Origin of the sequence: Streptomyces sp. R35 (genome assembly GCF_041053035.1) — a bacterium.
Classification (GTDB): Bacteria; Actinomycetota; Actinomycetes; order Streptomycetales; family Streptomycetaceae; genus Streptomyces; species Streptomyces lutosisoli.
In genome coordinates, this window is the sequence record NZ_CP163440.1 from 1,649,644 (window position 1) to 1,665,679 (window position 16,036).

General features: G+C 70.7%; 14 protein-coding genes. 1 reads left to right on the plus strand and 13 read right to left on the minus strand.

Going from position 1 to position 16,036, the window contains the following annotated elements:
* Positions 1–917 precede the first annotated feature (917 nt).
* Positions 918–1,628: a phosphatase PAP2 family protein gene (locus tag AB5J50_RS07855; protein WP_369256205.1), complete on the plus strand. Its 711-nt coding sequence runs from the start codon at positions 918–920 to the stop codon at positions 1,626–1,628.
* A gap of 7 nt (positions 1,629–1,635) precedes the next feature.
* Here the strand turns inward: AB5J50_RS07855 and AB5J50_RS07860 are convergent, their stop codons facing one another.
* The 13 genes from AB5J50_RS07860 to AB5J50_RS07920 are packed head-to-tail and all read right to left on the minus strand — an operon-like array spanning position 1,636 to position 16,036.
* A complete protein-coding gene (locus tag AB5J50_RS07860; RefSeq protein ID WP_369256207.1) occupies positions 1,636–2,961 on the minus strand; it encodes a glutamate-1-semialdehyde 2,1-aminomutase in 1,326 nt (441 codons plus the stop codon).
* A 6-nt stretch (positions 2,962–2,967) separates the two neighbouring features.
* A complete protein-coding gene (gene rfbC / locus AB5J50_RS07865; protein ID WP_369256209.1) occupies positions 2,968–3,519 on the minus strand; it encodes a dTDP-4-dehydrorhamnose 3,5-epimerase in 552 nt (183 codons plus the stop codon).
* On the minus strand, positions 3,516–4,748 hold the full coding sequence (locus AB5J50_RS07870) for a polysaccharide pyruvyl transferase family protein (RefSeq protein WP_369256211.1): 1,233 nt from the start codon (positions 4,746–4,748) through the stop codon (positions 3,516–3,518). The genes rfbC and AB5J50_RS07870 overlap by 4 nt, the downstream gene beginning before the upstream one ends.
* Entirely contained in the window at positions 4,745–5,692 is a 948-nt protein-coding gene (locus AB5J50_RS07875) for a glycosyltransferase family 2 protein (protein ID WP_369256213.1), read from the minus strand. Before AB5J50_RS07875 ends, AB5J50_RS07870 begins: the two co-directional genes overlap by 4 nt.
* Positions 5,689–6,987 (minus strand): hypothetical protein, encoded by a 1,299-nt coding sequence (locus tag AB5J50_RS07880; protein WP_369265331.1) that lies wholly within the window; start codon positions 6,985–6,987, stop codon positions 5,689–5,691. The genes AB5J50_RS07875 and AB5J50_RS07880 overlap by 4 nt, the downstream gene beginning before the upstream one ends.
* Before the next feature lie 5 nt (positions 6,988–6,992).
* Complete coding sequence (locus tag AB5J50_RS07885) at positions 6,993–8,267, minus strand: DUF4910 domain-containing protein (RefSeq protein WP_369256215.1); 1,275 nt, start codon at positions 8,265–8,267, stop codon at positions 6,993–6,995.
* A complete protein-coding gene (locus AB5J50_RS07890) occupies positions 8,264–9,289 on the minus strand; it encodes an NAD-dependent epimerase/dehydratase family protein (protein ID WP_369256217.1) in 1,026 nt (341 codons plus the stop codon). Before AB5J50_RS07890 ends, AB5J50_RS07885 begins: the two co-directional genes overlap by 4 nt.
* A gap of 3 nt (positions 9,290–9,292) precedes the next feature.
* Positions 9,293–9,940 carry a PIG-L deacetylase family protein gene (locus AB5J50_RS07895; protein WP_369256219.1) on the minus strand — a complete coding sequence of 216 codons (648 nt, stop codon included), beginning with the start codon at positions 9,938–9,940 and terminating at the stop codon, positions 9,293–9,295.
* Positions 9,937–10,746: a glucose-1-phosphate cytidylyltransferase gene (locus AB5J50_RS07900; protein WP_369256221.1), complete on the minus strand. Its 810-nt coding sequence runs from the start codon at positions 10,744–10,746 to the stop codon at positions 9,937–9,939. The genes AB5J50_RS07895 and AB5J50_RS07900 overlap by 4 nt, the downstream gene beginning before the upstream one ends.
* The gene (locus AB5J50_RS07905) at positions 10,743–11,978 is read right to left on the minus strand and encodes a class I SAM-dependent methyltransferase (protein WP_369256223.1); all 1,236 of its coding nucleotides are present in this window, start codon (positions 11,976–11,978) and stop codon (positions 10,743–10,745) included. Before AB5J50_RS07905 ends, AB5J50_RS07900 begins: the two co-directional genes overlap by 4 nt.
* The gene (locus AB5J50_RS07910; protein ID WP_369256225.1) at positions 11,975–13,219 is read right to left on the minus strand and encodes a glycosyltransferase; all 1,245 of its coding nucleotides are present in this window, start codon (positions 13,217–13,219) and stop codon (positions 11,975–11,977) included. Before AB5J50_RS07910 ends, AB5J50_RS07905 begins: the two co-directional genes overlap by 4 nt.
* Before the next feature lie 2 nt (positions 13,220–13,221).
* Positions 13,222–14,490 (minus strand): O-antigen ligase domain-containing protein, encoded by a 1,269-nt coding sequence (locus AB5J50_RS07915; RefSeq protein ID WP_369256227.1) that lies wholly within the window; start codon positions 14,488–14,490, stop codon positions 13,222–13,224.
* A gap of 1 nt (position 14,491) precedes the next feature.
* On the minus strand, positions 14,492–16,036 hold the full coding sequence (locus tag AB5J50_RS07920; RefSeq protein ID WP_369256229.1) for a right-handed parallel beta-helix repeat-containing protein: 1,545 nt from the start codon (positions 16,034–16,036) through the stop codon (positions 14,492–14,494).

The window sequence follows — 16,036 nt, forward strand, 5'->3', positions numbered from 1 at the left end:
AGTCGCTCAGCTGGACATGCACCCCGCCGCAGGCCGAGCCCTGGGCCGGCCTGAGCGACTCCTTCCAACGGGTCTCCACCTGTGCCTGTCTCGTCACCGCGGGCCCCGGCCCGCGTCACCGCGCGACCGGAGGTGATCCAGCCCCGTCGCCACCCGTAGTCGAGGTGACCCGGACCAAGATCCGGAGGGGCCAAGTCGGTTGCCTGGAGGGAACTTTGACCCTCCAGGCAACCTCAGAACGCAATCATCATCCGTGGCTGCCAAAAGACGGTATGACGCAATTCACTGCGGAGTTGTCTTGGCGCTGCTCGTGCGACCGGATTGTTGGTTAGGGTGACAAGTGGTGACAAGTAGAGGCTGATCCCGATGCCCTTGGCCAGGGCGATGGCCAGGCTGGCGAGTTCGGGGCTGCACAGGCTGACGGCTCTCGCGGAGTCGTACAGGCCAGGAGCGGCTCCTCGCAGGGCAGTTATGGTTGCTGGAGGGTGGATCGGACACGACAGGGGGCTCGCGTTGGATCGCCTGGCCGGAGCGGACCTGGAAGTCGGCCCAGCCCAGTTCGTGTTTGACGGGTTTGTCATCTTGCTCTCAGTCGGCGACCGGCGACCGAAACACGATGTCCTTGGCGCGGGCCCGGGCGGTGGTGGCCGCGACGACGCCGTTTCCGACCTGCCCGCGGGAGCCGAGGTGCTGACGGGACAACATAGGCCGTGTTGTGCCCGGACTTCAGGGCACCGGAGCCGTCCGGAAACAACACCCCGCCGCCGTGGGCGCGGTCACCGGCTCCGCCAATGCGGTCAGCGTCTTGTTGCGGTCCCGCGGCGCCGGCAGGGCGGCGACGTGATCCCGCAACGCCCGACACTGCGCACGGCAGACAAGAAGGTCACGACCGCAGGTCGACCGGACGCGGTGGGCGTGTGACCGGCCGGCCGGCGCGCGCGATGCTGCCCCCGTCGCTGCGCGCGTGGCTCGGGCTGGTCGCGGCGCTCGCCACGCTGGTGGTCGTCGTGCTAGGGGTCCTGTACGCCGGCCACAGCGAGCCCGGCAGGGTGGACAGGTGGATCATCCAGCCGACGGCGGACAGTGTGCGGCCGCCATGGCGGCAAGTCGCTCTGGTCATGGACTTCTTGGGGGAGCCCGTGGGATCGGCGACACTGGTCGTGGTCACCGTGGCGGGCTGCCTGCTGCTTCGGAGTCCTCGCGCGGCGGTGCTCCTCGTTGCCGGCGTCGGCATGGCCGTGGGAACGGCGACGCTGCTCAAGCACCTGGTGGGACGCACCATCCACGGCGCCGGCAACCTGTCCTATCCGAGCGGGCACACCGCCTTCCTCACCGCCCTCGCCCTCGTGGTGGCGCTGCTCGCGACCGGCCGGCTCGGCCTCGGCAGGACGGCCGGCACGTCACTCGTACTCGCCGCGGCGTTGGTTGCCGGCGCCGCCATGGGCTGGGCGCAGGTCGCCCTGGGCGCGCACTACCCGACCGACGTCCTCGGCGGCTGGTGCACCGCGCTGGCGGTGATACCGGCGACCGCGTGGTTGGTCGACCGGATGGCCGACCGGCGGGTCGACCGGATGGCCGACCCGCTGGTCGATCGGATGGCCGACGCCGGTCGGCGCGAGCACCACTGACGTCACGTCACGCCAAGCGGCGGAATACGGGCTTCACCGGTCGCCCGGCCAGCCAGGGGGTGGGGTCGGCGGCGTCCAGTGCCTTCCGGTACACCGCACATGCCTGGGCCACCACATCGACGGTGCGGTCGATGTCGGCGTCGGTGACCGCGCTGCTCACCACGAACGACGGGGCCAGCACCCCGCCCGCGAGGAGCCTGCGCAGGAACAGGGTGCGGTACTGCTGCGACGGCTGCCGGTTCTCGTCGAGGGTGGCGAAGACCAGGTTGCTGGCCCGGCCCCGGACGACGATGTGGTCGGCGACGCCCATGCCGGCCGCCGCGTCGCGGACACCGGCGGCCAGCCGCTCGCCGAGGGCGTGCAGCCGCGCGGTGACGCCCTCCTCGACGTAGGTGGTCTGCACTGCCATCGCGGCTGCCAGGGAATGCGTTTCCGCACCGTGCGTGGTGGACAGCAGGAACACCCGGTCGCCGGAGTGACGCAGCCCGCCCCGCTCCATCAGTTCGCGGCGCCCGGCCAGCGCCGAGACGGCGAACCCGTTGCCCAGCGCCTTGCCGAACGTGGAGAGGTCGGGGACGACGCCGTACAGGCCCTGCGCGCCCGCCTCGGACCAGCGGAAGCCGGTGATCATCTCATCGAAGATCAGTACGCAGCCGTGCCGGTCGGCCAGCTCGCGCAGGCCGGCGAGGTACCCGGGCGGCGGCTCGGTGTGGCCGGCAGGCTCGAGGATCAGGCAGGCGACCTCGTCCTGATACCGGGTCAGCAGCTCCTCCGTGGCGGCCAGGTCCCCGTAAGGGAACGCCACGGTGAGCTCGTTGATCGCCGCCGGAATACCTGCGGACATCGGCGTGGTGCCGATGAACCAGTCGTCGACGGAAAAGAACGGATGGTCGCCGCAGATGGCCACCCGCGGGCGCCCGGTGACGGCGCGGGCGAGGCGCACCGCGGCGGTGGTGACGTCGGAGCCGTTCTTCGCGAACTTCACCATCTCGGCGGTCGGCACGGTGGCCAGGAAGCGTTCCGCGGCCTCGACCTCCACGATGGACGGCCGGACGAAGTTGCTGCCGCGCTCGAGTTCCCGCCGCACCGCCTCGATCACGCGTGGGTGGGCGTGGCCGAGGCTGACCGACCGCAGGCCGGAGCCGTACTCGATGTATCGGTTGCCGTCGACGTCCCACACGTGGGCACCGCTGCCGTGGCTGATGACCGGGGCCAGGTTCTCGGGGTACTGGTCGTCGCCCTTGGCGTAGGTGTGTGCGCCCCCGGGGATCATGGCGTGCAGCCGCTCGTTGGCTGTCCGCGACAGGGGCAGGTCAAGCACTTCGGTGTCCACGGGACCTCAACTTTCTCTGTGCTTCAGGACCTCGGCGAGGCTGGGCGCCTCTCGGTCCCGTTGGGACATCAGGGCGACCGGCAGCGGCCAGGGGATGGCGAGCTCGGGGTCGTCGAAGGCGATGGTCACGTCCTCGGCCGGATCGTGCGGGCGGTCGATCCGGTACGAGGTGTCGGCGGTGTCGGTCAGTGCTTGAAAACCGTGCGCGCATCCCGCGGGAATGTAAAGAGTTGGTTGTGTTTCTCCTGTGAGTTCGAAGGAGGCCCAGTTGCGGTAGGTGGGAGAATCCGGCCGCAGGTCCACTACGACGTCGAAGATCCGCCCGTACGAGCACCTCACCAGCTTGGCCTCGCCGGCGCCGGAGCGCAGGTGCAGGCCGCGCAGCACGCCCTGGACCGAGCGGGACAGGCTGTCCTGGACGAAGGCGTCCGGGTCGAGGCCCACCGAGCGGACCACGTCGGCGTCGAAGGTGCGGCAGAAGAAGCCGCGTTCGTCGGTGTACGGCGTCGGCTCGAAGAGATACGCGCCGGCGATCTCCGGGACTTCGGTCGCTTTCATGGAGACTCCTGGCGGGCGTGGGTGTGGTGGGTCGCGGGGAACACGGCCGTGGTCAATGAGCTGAACTGGTCGTCCAGTTGGCGTGCGGCGGCCAGGTTCCGCTCGGCGAGGGTCTGCCGCAGCTCGGGCGATCGCTTCTCCAGCGCCCGGAACTGCTCAAGGAGCCGGTCGGCGTCGACCTCGCGCGCCGGGTGGCAGTACGCGCCTAGACCCATCCGGTCCATGAGCGCTTCGCTCTTCGCCGCGTAGCTGAGCGCGAGCACCGGCGTTCCGGTCTTCAGCGCGCAGATCAGGTTGTGGTACCTGACTGCTACTACGGTGTCTGCGGCCACCATCTCGTTCATCAGGTCGGCCAGTGAGGCCGGTTCGGCGGCGGTGACCAGCGGGGAGTCCACCGCGTCGAGGATCGCGGCGACCACCGTCGCATCGCACCGGTCGCCGGTGAGCAGCCGGACCGGCCTGCCCTCCTCGACCAGGGTGCGGACGAACCGGATCGTCCCGTCGAGATAGCGCCGGTAGATCTCGTCCGCCCGGGCGCGGTCGTCGTTGCCGCCGTGGAAGTCCATGACGCCGACGCAGACCGTGCCCGGCACGTCCGAGGGCGCTTTCGCGGGCGGTGTCGGCAAGGAGAACGCCAGATCCGGATACACCTCGTCGCGCGCGGTGTTCACGCCCATCGCCCGCATCGCGTCCCGGGACTGGGCGTCCCGGTAGGACCGGTAGGCGGCCAGGCGGCCCGACCAGCGGACCAGGGCGCGGGTCGGCCGGTTGCGGATTTCGGCGGCGCCGACGCTGACCAGCGCGACCCGGGTGCGCATCAGCCGGCCGCTCGCGCAGAGCAGGAACAGCGAGTACGGGAAGCCCCACGGCCGCAGTGGCAGGGTGGCCTCCAGGACGCCCATGCCCGGCACGATCACCACGTCGTGCCGGCGCACCCAGGCGGCGGTGCGGAAGACGTCGACGAGTTTTCCCAGGCCCTTCGCGGCGATCGCGGCCGCCCGCGACGCGGTCCGGTACTCCCCGCGGTTCCAGTGCAGCCGCGTCGCGGGGATCCCGTACCGGGCCGTGACGACCTCGGGTCCGCCGCACAGCGCGTCCACGACCGCGTCCGGGTGCTCGGCGCGGAGGTACCCGAGTACGGCCTCGAGCGATCCGTCGTTGCCGAGGTTGCCGGAGCCGAGCAGGCCGAACAGCCCTACGCGCACCCGAGCCTTGTCCGCTGACGTCATGCCTGCCTCCCCTCACGGCCGGCGACGAGGGCGTCGACGGAGACGGTGAGCAGGCCCGGGTCGACCGGGGCGCGGTCCTCGACCCGCTCGCCGGCGCCCGGCCGGACCCGGCTGGTCATCCATCCGGCCAGGTGGCGGTAGCACGCACGCCGGTCGGCCGGGGACAACGGCGCCCGCCGGATCGCCGAAGCGAAGCCCCAGATGTACTCGGCGAGCAGCCGGGGCGTCGGGTGCAGCAGGCCTGCCCGGCGCGGATCCAGGTTGACGCACCGGGAGCGCTTGGACGGGTTCGCCCGCTCGGCGCGGGTGGGGTGGTCTCGGCGGAAGTACAGCAGCTCCGGCACCTGGTGGAAGGGCCCGTGCAGGGTGATCTCGGCGACGAACGTGCGGTCCGCGTGGTGGTAGCTGTCCATCGGCTTCACCCGGCGCAGCACGTCCGCCCGCATCACCCCGTAGAAGTCGTCGCCGCCCGGCTCGAACAGCAGACTGCGGAAGCGCTCCGGCGGGTGCGGCGAGTCGGTGGCGAGCCCGTACTCGTACGGGACCTTCACCTGGCCGTCGCCGTCGATGACCGCCTGGCCGCTGTGCGCGAGGATCACGTCGGGCCGCTCGTCCAGCGCCTCCACGCAGCGCCGTAGCAGGTCGCGGCCGTACAGGTCGTCGTGCGAGGCCCACTTGAACAGCTCGCCGCGGCATTCGTCGAACACACGGTTGTGGTTCGGCGTGGCGCCGATGTTCCGGGGCAGCCGCAGGTAGCGGATGCGCGAGTCCTTGGCTGCGTACCGGCGGCAGATGTCCTCGGTCCCGTCGGTCGAGGCGTTGTCGGAGATGACCAGCTCGAAGTCCTCGTAGGTCTGGCCGAGCAGGGCGTCGAGCGACTCGGCCAGGTACTCCTCGCCGTTGTAGACGGGCAGGCCGATGCTCAGCCTGGGTTGGGCGGTCATGAAGTCCTCACTTCGGGGATGGAGTGGTGGTGGCGCTCGCGCAGGGCGGACCGCAGTTGCAGCCACCACACGGCCGAGCCGCTGACGGTCGCGGCGGCGACGCCCCAGGCCGAGCCGACCGTGCCGGCGACGGCCGCCCCGCCGAGCCCGCCGCTGACATAGCAGGCGGAGGCGAACAGCTGGGAGCGCAGGCTGCGCCGGGCCGCGCCGAGCGCGCGCAGCCCGGCAGCCGCGCCGGTGCCGAGGCCGGCGCCCGCGACGCTGAAGGTGATCGGCACGATGAGCTGCGAGGCGGAGTGCCAGACGTCGCCGAGCACGAACTCACCGAGCCGGTCCGGCATCAGCAGCAGGGACCCGCCCCAGAGCAGCGCGGCGGCGGCCTGCCCGCCGCCAAGGAGGAGGCAGAACTTCCCCAGCCGCTGCGGGGCCTGCCGCAGCACCCGTGCCGCCTCCGGGACGGTGACCAGCGAAAGACCCATCAGCACGGCGAGGAATGGGCCCATCAGGAGCTCGGCGCCCCGCACCGCGCCCACCGCGCCGATCCCGACGATCGCGCCGAGCCCGTACGCCCGCAGCTGGCTGGCGCCGCTGAGGCTGACGTTCTCGACCAGATACCGGTAGCCGAGATCGCGCTGCTCGCGAAGCCAACCGCGCGCCTCGGTCAGCCGGGGCCGGATGCCGGACTGGAGGTAGCCGTACCCCGCCGCCACCGTGGCGGACGCGCCCCAGGCGAGCACGAAAGCGGCCACGCTGCCCACGCGGGCCGCCACGACCATGGCCGGGACGAGCGCGACACCCCACACGACGTCGTTGACGAACGCCTTCCGCCCGGCGCCGGCGGCGAAGAACGAGAACCGCCAGGCGTCCTGGAGCAGCAGCCCCGGCAACATGACACCAAGGGCTGCGAACGCGGGCCCCAGCCGGCCGCCGAGGCCGAGCCCGGCCACCAGACACACCGCGCCGATCGCTGCGCCTACGCCGAGTGCGGTACCCGACGACCGGGCCACCGCCCCGCGCCAGGACGCGTCCGGCACGCCACTGAAGCGCACCACGAGCGGATCGGTGGCAAGGCCGCGGGAGACGTTGAGCACCACGCCGTAGGTCACCCAGGCGAGGCTGAACACGCCGAACGCGGTGACCCCCAGCGAGCGGGCCACGTAGATGCCCACCACGAAGTTGCTGATGCTGGAGGCCGCCTGGTCGGCCAGTCCCCAGGACAGCCGGCCGACGAGGGCCCGCTTGGCGGATCCGGCCGGTGACGCCGTTGTCCGCGGATTCTCCCCCTCGGTGGTCATCGGCGTCATGCCTTGATCAGCCCGGCGCCGTGCAGGGCGTCGGCCGCGGCGGCGACGGCGCTGAACGGCAGCCCGGACCGCTCGGCGACGTCCAGCAGACTGTGCTCGCCCTCGGAGAGGCTGAGCACCCAGAGCATGGCCATCTGGGCCTGCTTCGCGTCGCTGCGGCCGCCGAGCGAGTCGTACAACCCGCGCCTGCCCAGCTGCGGTTCGCCGTAGGGGCTGAGGTTGACGTACCGCCGGTTGCGGTCAAGGACGGCGAACGCCTCGCGGCAGACGGCGAGCGTGTCCGCCATCGCCTCCGGGGAGACGAAGTCCGGGTTGTCCGCCGAGGTGTGGTACTCGGGGTAGCCGGCGTACGGGGTCCGGCTGAGCGAGCCCACGCCGAGGTCGAACCCGGGCGAGCAGTATTGCCGCTCGTCGTAGCCGTACGGAGTGAACTCGGTGACGTGGTGCGGTCGTTCGGAGGCGGCCAGCACATGCCGCATCACCCGGTCGATCTCCGCGTCGCCGCGTCTGCTCTGCTTGTACGTCAGTTGGCCCGAGTCGCCGGCGCAGGCCAGCACGAGCCCGTGCTTGACCCGTTCCACCCGCTCCGCGTTGCGCGCGAGCCAGGTGATCGCCCCGATGGTGCCGGGCGCGTAGATGAACCGGTAGGTGTAGTACGGCGTTTGCTCCGCCAGTTCCCGGGCCAGGAACGTCGCCACCGCGATGCCGGCCAGGTTGTCGTTGGCCAGCGACGGGTGGCAGACGTGGCAGGAGACGATCACCTCGTCGGGGACCTGCCCGGGGACCACGTACTCGGCATAGGTGAGGTGGCCGTCCGCGAGGGTGGAGTCGATGCGTACCTCGTAGTCGCCGTCCGGCAGCGCGTCCAAGGTCTCCTGGGCCAGGCAGAAGCCCCATTCCGGCGTGTAGTAGCTGGTGCGGTACGGCACCCAGGTCGGGTGGTCCGGCAGGGTGTGCAGGTGCGCGCGCAGCTCGGCCAGCGGCATGGTCGTCGACACCGGCACGCTGTAGCCGAGCACGTGCAGGCTGGACGCGGCGAAGTCGACGACCCGGTTGCCGGCGGTGTCGGCGATGTACGCGTCCCGGATGTTCCACTCCTGTGGCACCGTCCAGTCGAGCACCTGCGTCCCGGTCGGCACCTCGTGCACCTGCAGCGGGACGTACTCGCCGACGATGTCCAGGGTGGCGCGCACACCGTCCCCCGTGATGCTCCGGCACAGCGGGTACAGCCGCTCCACCAGCGCGTGCATCTCTTCGCCGGCCTTGGTCATCGGCGCCACCGCAGGGTGTCGTCGACGGCGCCGGCGTCGGACGCAGCGCGCAGCACGGCAAGGCGGGTGAAGCGTCGCTCGAAGTCCTCCCGGGTCAGCCCGTGCTTCTGGTAGGCGTCGGCGAGTTCGAGCGCGCCCTGCTTCACCGTCCACTCGCAGTCGAAGCCGGGGATCGCGGCGCGGAACCGGGAGAAGTCCACCCGGTACGACCGCGGATCGGCCCCGGTCTCCCCGGTGATCACCACCTTCGAGCCGTCCACCGCCTCGGCGACCTGCTCGGCGATCTCGGCGACCGTGACGTTGTTGATCTCGCTGCCGATGTTGAACGCCCGGTCGTGCACCGCTTCGCGCGGCGCGGTCAGCGCGGCCGTGAAGGCCCGTGCGATGTCGGCGGCGTGCACCAGCGGGCGCCAGGGGGTGCCGTCGGAGAGCACCAGCACCTCGCCGGACAGGAGCGCGTGGCCCACCAGGTTGTTCAGCACGATGTCGGCGCGCAGCCGGGGTGAGTAGCCGAAGGCGGTGGCGTTGCGCATGAACACCGGGCTGAAGTCGCTGTCGGAGAGCGCGTGCAGGTCGTCCTCCACCCGCACCTTGGACTCGGCGTACGGCGTCACCGGGCGCAGCGGGGCGTCCTCGGTCACCAGGTCGTCGCCGCCGGCGGCGCCGTAGACCGAGCAGGTCGACGCGTACAGGAAGCGCCGCACTCCGGCGTCGCGGGCCAGCCGGGCAAGGCGTACGGACGCGTGGTGGTTGATGTCGTAGGTGAGCTCCGGTGCCAGCGATCCCAGCGGGTCGTTGGACAGCGCGGCCAGGTGGATCACGGCGTCCACCCCGGCCACGTGCTCGGCCGTGACGTCGCGCAGGTCCACGCGATGCCCGGACGGGTCCGCGGGCGTCGGGCCAAGGACGCAGTCGGCGAACAGGCCGGCGTCAAGACCGACGACCTCGTGCCCGGCGGCCGTGAGTACCGGGGCCATCACGGTGCCCAGGTAGCCCTGGTGTCCGGTGAGCAGTACGCGCAAAGTTCAGTCCCCCAGATTGAGCGTGAGTTTGGTGACGGTGAACGCCTCGGCGTAGCGGGCGTGGCATTCGATGCCGCGGATCCGTGCGAGGCCGAGGAAGGCCTCCCGGTCGTACCAGGGCCGGTGCCGTTGCGAGGGGTAGTGCTCCTGCAGCAGCCGCACTTTTTGTTCGGCGATCTCCGGTGACAGCGGCTGGTACGCCGACGGACGGCCGAGATCGCCGTCCCACTTGACGATCTCGTAGCGGAGCACGAGGTGGTCGCGGAACGCGGTGGTCATCAGCTTCGCCAGGCCGCGGTGGTCCTGGTGCGCGTCATCGGTACGCGGAGCGAGGACCAGGTCCGGCTCGGTCCGCTCGCGCAGTTCCTCGACCGCGGCCTTGGCCTCGTCCCAGTGCACGGGCAGTCGGCCATCAGGCAACTTGAGGACGGTCAGGCGCAGTTCGGCACCCGGGCAGAAGGCGGCGAGCGCGGCCCGCTCCTCCTCCTCCCGCTCGCTGCCACCGCCGGAGAGCACCAGCGCGTCGACGCGGATACCCGGCCGCGCGAGGCACATCGCGAGCAGCGTGCCCCCGGCGCCGATGGCGATGTCGTCGCAGTGCGCGCCTACCGCGACGATCCGGTCCAGGGGTCCGGCGCTGAGCTGGATCATGCGGTCCTCACCTTGGGGTTCGCCCCCGCGCCGTCCCGTTCCCACACGGCCCACGGGCGGTCGCCCTGGGTGTAGGCGGCGTCGAGCGCCGCCCGCTCCTTCACGGTGTCGGTCGGCTTCCAGAAGCCGCGGTGCTGATGCGCCACCAGCCGCCCGCGCTTGGCCAGTTGGGCACATCCGTCGGCGACCAGGTCCCCGTTCTCCGGGATGTGGTCGAAGACCTCCTGGCGGAGCACGAAGTAGCCACCGTTCTCCCACAGCGGCATGTCGCTCACCGCGGTGATGCCCCCCACCAGGCCGTCCTCGCCCAGTTCCACGCAGTGGAACGAGGACTGCGGCGGCACCACCATCATCGACGCACCGGCGTCGCGCCGGGCGAACCGGTCGATCATCTCCGGCAGCGGGGCGTCAGTGAGCACGTCGGCGTAGTTGGCGAGGAACATCTCGTCGCCGTCCAGGTGGTGCCGCACCCGGCGCAGCCGCTCCCCGATCGGTGACTCGATGCCGGTCTGCGCGAACGTGATCGTCCAGTCGGCGATGTCGGTGGACAGCAGCTCGGTCTGCCCGTTGCGCAGCACGAAGTCGTTGGACGTCGTCTCCTCGTAGTTGAGGAAGAAGTCCTTGATGTGGTGCGCCCCGTACCCGAGGCACAGAATGAACTCCGTGTGCCCGAAGTGCGCGTAGTAGCGCATGACGTGCCAGATCAGCGGTCGCGGGCCGACCATCGACATCGGCTTGGGCACGTCGTCTGCGGCGCCGCTCCGCATCCGCATCCCGTAACCGCCGCAGAACAGAACGACCTTCATGACTTGACCTCGACAATGCTCAGTTCCGGGATGGGAAAGACCAGCCGACCGCCCCAGTCGTGCACGAAGGACAGCTGCTCGACCAGCTCGGCCCGCAGGTTCCACGGGAGGACGAGGACATAGTCCGGCTTGTCGGCGGCTATCTGCTCGGGCGGCAGGATCGGGATGCGGGTGCCCGGGGTGAACCTGCCGTGCTTGTACGGGTTGCGGTCGACCGTGTACGCGAGCAGGTCGGGCCGGATACCGCAGTGGTTGAGCAGGGTGTTGCCCTTGCCCGGGGCGCCGTAGCCGACGACCGTCTCGCCGCGCTCGGCCGCCTCAATGAGGAACCGCAGGAGGTCCCGGCGCACCTTGGCCACCCGAGCGGAGAACTCGGCGTACCCGGACAGCTCCTGCAGCCCGGCGGCCTTCTCACGGGCCAGCACGTCGGCCACCCGCTGGGACGGCTCGCCGGCCACCTCGGCCGGCCGGGCCCACAGCCGGATCGAGCCGCCGTGCGTGGGCAGCAACTCGACGTCCACGAGCGTGAGTCCGCCGCTCGCCAGCGCCCGGGTCGCGGACGCGACCGTGTAGTACTGGAAGTGCTCGTGGTAGATCGTGTCGTACTGGTTCTCCTCGATCAGGGTCAGCAGGTGCTGCACCTCGATGGAGACCCAGCCGTCGTCGGCGACCAGGGCGCGCAGCCCCTGGGTGAACCCGACCACGTCGGGGATGTGCGCGTACACGTTGTTGGCCACGACCAGGTCGGCCGGGCCGTGCTCTTCGCGGACGGCGGCGCCGGTGTCCGGGTCCAGGAACTCCGTGAGCGTGGGCACACCCGCGTCTCGCGCCGCGGCGCCGACGTTCACCGACGGCTCGATGCCGAGGCAGCGGATCCCCCGGTCCACCACATGCCTCAGCAGGTACCCGTCATTGCTCGCGACCTCGACCACGAAGGCGTCGGGGCCGAGCCCCACCCGCTGTACGGCGTCTGCGACGAACGTACGCGCGTGCTCCACCCAGGAGGTCGAGAAGGAGGAGAAGTACGCGTACTCGCTGAACGTCTCCTCCGGCGTGATCAGCGGAGGGATCTGCGCGAGCCAGCAGTCGGTGCAGACCCGCAGGTGCAGCGGGTACGCCGGTTCCGGCTGGTCCAGTTCGTCCGCGGCGAGGAAGCTCTCGCACGGCGGGGTCGCCCCGAGATCGACGACGCTCGCCAGCGTCGCCGAGCCGCAGAGTCGGCATCGTGTCATGTGCTGTTCCCATCCCCCCTGCTCGCGCGGGTGTCCCCGCCGCGAGTCTGTGCTGACCGGACCGCGATCGCGGTGCGGTACTCCTCCACCAGGCGCTCCAGCCCGACGGCCGGGCTGAAACCCTGTTCGTAACGGAGCCGGGCCGCCCGGCCCAGCTCCCGGTTGCGGTTCGGTTCGGCCGCGATCCGGCGTAGGCAGGACGCGAGCGAGGCGGACTCGCCCGGTCGGTGCAGCAGCCCGGTCACGCCGTCCTCGACGAGTTCGACGAAGGCGCCGTGGCCGGCGGCGACGGCCGGGACCCCGGCCGCCATCGCCTCCACGACCACCAGACCGAACGCCTCCAGCCATGTCGAGGGGGCCACCACGGCGACCGATCGCGCGATGGCCTTCTGGCACTCCGCCGTGTCGTACAGGCCGACGTACTGCACGTCGTCCCGGCCCGCCGCCCAGGCGGTGACCTCTGCTTCCAGTGGTCCGGTGCCGGCGATCACGAGCGGTACGCCCACACCGCCGCTCGCCGCGATCTCGTCCCACGCGGCCATGAGCAGCCGTACGCCCTTGGCCTCGGCCAGTCGGCCCAGATAGAGCAGATGTTCGCCGTCGCCCGATCGGCGGGCGTCCGGGTCGGGCACGAAGTTGTGCTTCACCGCCAGCCGTTCGGCCGGCATGCCGGCCCGCACCAGGACGTCGCGCTGCGCCGCGGAGATGCAGAGGAACCGCTCCACACCGGACCACCACCGCCGCCGGTTGACCGACATGCTGACCGCGAGCGGCACCGTCGCGAGGCGGGAGTTCCGGTAGCAGCCGTGCCGGACCGCGGGCAGTGGCGCTGCCGACCCGACGCACTCGGTGCACGGCCGGCCGTCCCGCTGGAGCGTGCCGGGCGGGCAGACCTGGGTGTAGTTGTGCAGCGTGGCGACGGCGGGGACGCCGGCGTCGGCGCAGGCGGCGAGCACCGCGGGCGACAGGAGCGGGAAGACGTTGTGGACGTGGACCACGTCCGGCCGCTCGGTGCGCAGCCGGGCGGCGAGCTCCGTGCGGACCGCCGGGTTCCACGGCACCCGCAGCGGCACCGCGACCTTGCCGAGCAGGGACATGGCGCCGATGTCGTCGCTGCGCCGCTCGAACACCTCGACCTGGTGGCCGCCCACGCGCAGCAGCTCCACCTCCTGGTCGACGACCTTGTTCTCGCCGCTCGGCTGCGCCGAGGCGTAGCGGTTGTGCACCACGAGGACGCGCATGCTCAGGTCACCTCCGATCCACGGGCCCAGCGCGGCACGCGCGGTCGAGGGATTTCAGGCGTCGTAGGGGCTTCGAGCGTCGAAGGGGCCTCGGGCGTACCGAGAGGAGCGGCCGCGGCGGGTGCCGCCAACAGCGAGGCGGCCAGGGCCAGATGCAGCAGATACGGCGAGGCGTCACCGAGACCGGCCTCGGTGTACGAAGCGATCGCGCAGTAGCTGATCAGGAAGATCGCGCAGGCCCGCTGCAAGGACGGTGGCCGCAGCAGCGCGACGCCGCCAAGGACGATGATGATCACCGCGACCAGGGTGACGCCGACCAGACCCTGCTCGTTGTAGACGGCCAGCCAGCTGTTGTCGATCGGCAGCCCGCCGAACGATTTGTCGCCCAGGCCTACGCCGAACAGCTTCTCCCCCGTCGTCCGGGGCGCGGCCAGCAGGGCGTCCCAGACCTTGGCCCGGCCGGTGAGACTGGAGAAGTTCTCCTTGCTCTGTCCGCGCAGGAACCACGCCTGCAGCATGGAGGCGAACCCCACCGCGGCCACCGCGGCGCACACCACCGCCCAGGTGAAGAAGCGGCGGGCGGCGGCGCTGGTGAGCAGGAGCGAGCCGATCGCCAACGCCAGCCCGAGCAGCAGGCCGAGCGTGGCCGTCCGGGTATGGGTCAGCGCGAGCAGGACGAGTGACGGCACGATGACCACCGCCGCACTCGTCCTGTCGGTCCGGCGGCTCAGGAGGAGCAGCACGGTGAGCCCGATGATCACCGCGGCGTACTGTCCGATCTGAGGCGGGGTGAGCGGCCACAACGCGCCGACCAGTCGCCCGCCGTAGAGGTCGGGCAGGGCCATGCCCGGTGAGACGACCAGGCCGAGGGCCACCGACCCGAGCACCGCGAAGTACATCCGGATGTGGTGCCGGACAAACGTCAGGCTGCCGTCCCACCAGCGGCTGAGCAGCCACAGCGTGCAGACGAAGAGAGCCAGCCGGAAGCAGCGGAACAGCGCGCCGAACCCGGACTCCAGGTGCGCGCTGGAGATCACGCTCGCCACCAGGATCAGGGTGAGCAGGAACATGTACGCACTTGCTCGGATGCGCAGTTGGAGATTGACCGCGAGCGCCAGTGCGAACGCGGCGACCAGCGCGCCCATGGTGACCATCTGGATGAGGGAGCGCGGCAGCGGGACGATGGTCTTCGCCCCGGCGGAGCCGAGCGTGTTGAGGACCAACAGCCCCCAGACCGTCCCGACGATCTTCGGTGTGTGACCTCCGCCCATCTCAACCACCGTCCTGTGCACGGAGGATGCTCCCCGCGTCCTGCCGGTACGGCATGCCCTGCCACTGGGCGAAGTCGAGCACCTTGCTCGGGTCGTGGGCGACGAACTTCCACGGTCCGACGTAGACGTTGTCGTGCCAGCGGTTGTGCTGCTTCTGGGTGATCGCGTCGGCCACCTTCTCGCCCTTGTACGGCGACCAGTCCGGATAGGTGCCGTAGTTGGACAGCACCGCCATGCGGTCGCACTTCACCGTGCACTTGACGACGGACTTGTCCAGCACGAAGCGGTTGTCGTGGATGTCCACCCGCTGGGTCTTCCATCGGCAGTCGGCGTAGAGCGGTGCCTTGGCGATCGCCGCCTTCGCGCAGCTGGCGGTCTTCTTCACCAGCAACGTGCAGTCACCGGAGGAGGTGTTGGCCGGGCTGTTGCAGAACCGGTCGGCGTTCTCCCACAGGGTGATCCCGGACCAGTTGTTCTCCAGCACGTTCCGGTAGATCTCGATCTTGTCGGTGCGGGCCTTGATCCGTGGTTCGCCGCCCGACTCGGACAGGTAGACGGTCGCGAACGGGAAGCTGTCGCCGCTGTCGGCCGCCTTGCGGCCCTCGACCCAGTTGTTCCGCCGGATCGTGTTGTTCCGGATGATCGCGTTGTAGCTGATCTCGTAGATCAGCGCGGCACCGTCGTTGACCTCCAGCACGTTGTTCTCGATGAGGAAGTCGTTGTTGTTGGTGTCCGCCCACAACCCTGTTCCGCGGTTGTCGTGCACCCAGTTGCCGCGCACGTCGGCGCCGTCGACGGCCCAGAACTTGATGCCTCCGGTGCAGCCGCAGCCAGGCCTGCGCCGCTCCCAGTCGCCGGTGTTGTTGCCGACGATCTCGTTGCCCTCGACCACCAGGCCGGTGATACGGCCCTTGCCCTTGTACGCGTTCATGCCGTACTGGCCGTTGTCGCGCAGGCAGTTGGCGCGGACCTGCTGGCGGGCACCGGCCATCAGCCCGGCACCGGAGTTGTCCTGGATCGTCGAGTCCTCGATCACCCACCCGTCGGCCGAGTCGTGGTTGACCACACCTTCGTCCATCGGGGCCACGAAATGCTGCACTGTCAGATAGCGGATGCTGACGTTGCGGGCGCTGCCGCTGAACGCGTACTGGTTCTTCTTCCCGCCGTCGAGCACCGCGCCCGGCGCACCGAGGTAGCGGTCCCCCTTCTTGGGCACGACCTGGGCGTAGCGGTCCGGGTCGAGCCTGTGCTTGCCCGGCCGAAGCCAGAAGGTGGTGTTCGGGGGACTGCTCTTGGTCTTCGCCGCCAGGTCACCGACCTTCGCGGGGTCGACCGTCACCGCACCCGCCGGCGCCTTCGTCGGCCCGGCCACGGGGTTGGCGCACACCCGGGCCACGGCCGTGGACCGCGCCCCGGACGTGGTCGGCACGGCGGTGGCGGTCGGGTTCGCACGGGCGTCCGACGTGCTCTCACAGCCGGTCGCCGTCACCAGGGTCAGCGCCAGCGGTGCCGCCACCAACGCCCAGTGCCACCTCTTGATCTCCAT

What these genes read in the sequence shown, in the direction of transcription:
- AB5J50_RS07895 (WP_369256219.1), bottom strand. Translation starts at nt 9,940, where the DNA reads ATGATCCAGCTCAGCGCCGGACCCCTGGACCGGATCGTCGCGGTAGGC.
- AB5J50_RS07870 (WP_369256211.1), bottom strand. Translation starts at nt 4,748, where the DNA reads ATGACGTCAGCGGACAAGGCTCGGGTGCGCGTAGGGCTGTTCGGCCTG.
- AB5J50_RS07910 (WP_369256225.1), bottom strand. Translation starts at nt 13,219, where the DNA reads ATGCGCGTCCTCGTGGTGCACAACCGCTACGCCTCGGCGCAGCCGAGC.
- AB5J50_RS07900 (WP_369256221.1), bottom strand. Translation starts at nt 10,746, where the DNA reads ATGAAGGTCGTTCTGTTCTGCGGCGGTTACGGGATGCGGATGCGGAGC.
- AB5J50_RS07920 (WP_369256229.1), bottom strand. Translation starts at nt 16,036, where the DNA reads ATGGAGATCAAGAGGTGGCACTGGGCGTTGGTGGCGGCACCGCTGGCG.
- AB5J50_RS07875 (WP_369256213.1), bottom strand. Translation starts at nt 5,692, where the DNA reads ATGACCGCCCAACCCAGGCTGAGCATCGGCCTGCCCGTCTACAACGGC.
- AB5J50_RS07885 (WP_369256215.1), bottom strand. Translation starts at nt 8,267, where the DNA reads ATGACCAAGGCCGGCGAAGAGATGCACGCGCTGGTGGAGCGGCTGTAC.
- rfbC (WP_369256209.1), bottom strand. Translation starts at nt 3,519, where the DNA reads ATGAAAGCGACCGAAGTCCCGGAGATCGCCGGCGCGTATCTCTTCGAG.
- AB5J50_RS07905 (WP_369256223.1), bottom strand. Translation starts at nt 11,978, where the DNA reads ATGACACGATGCCGACTCTGCGGCTCGGCGACGCTGGCGAGCGTCGTC.
- AB5J50_RS07915 (WP_369256227.1), bottom strand. Translation starts at nt 14,490, where the DNA reads ATGGGCGGAGGTCACACACCGAAGATCGTCGGGACGGTCTGGGGGCTG.
- AB5J50_RS07880 (WP_369265331.1), bottom strand. Translation starts at nt 6,987, where the DNA reads ATGACCACCGAGGGGGAGAATCCGCGGACAACGGCGTCACCGGCCGGA.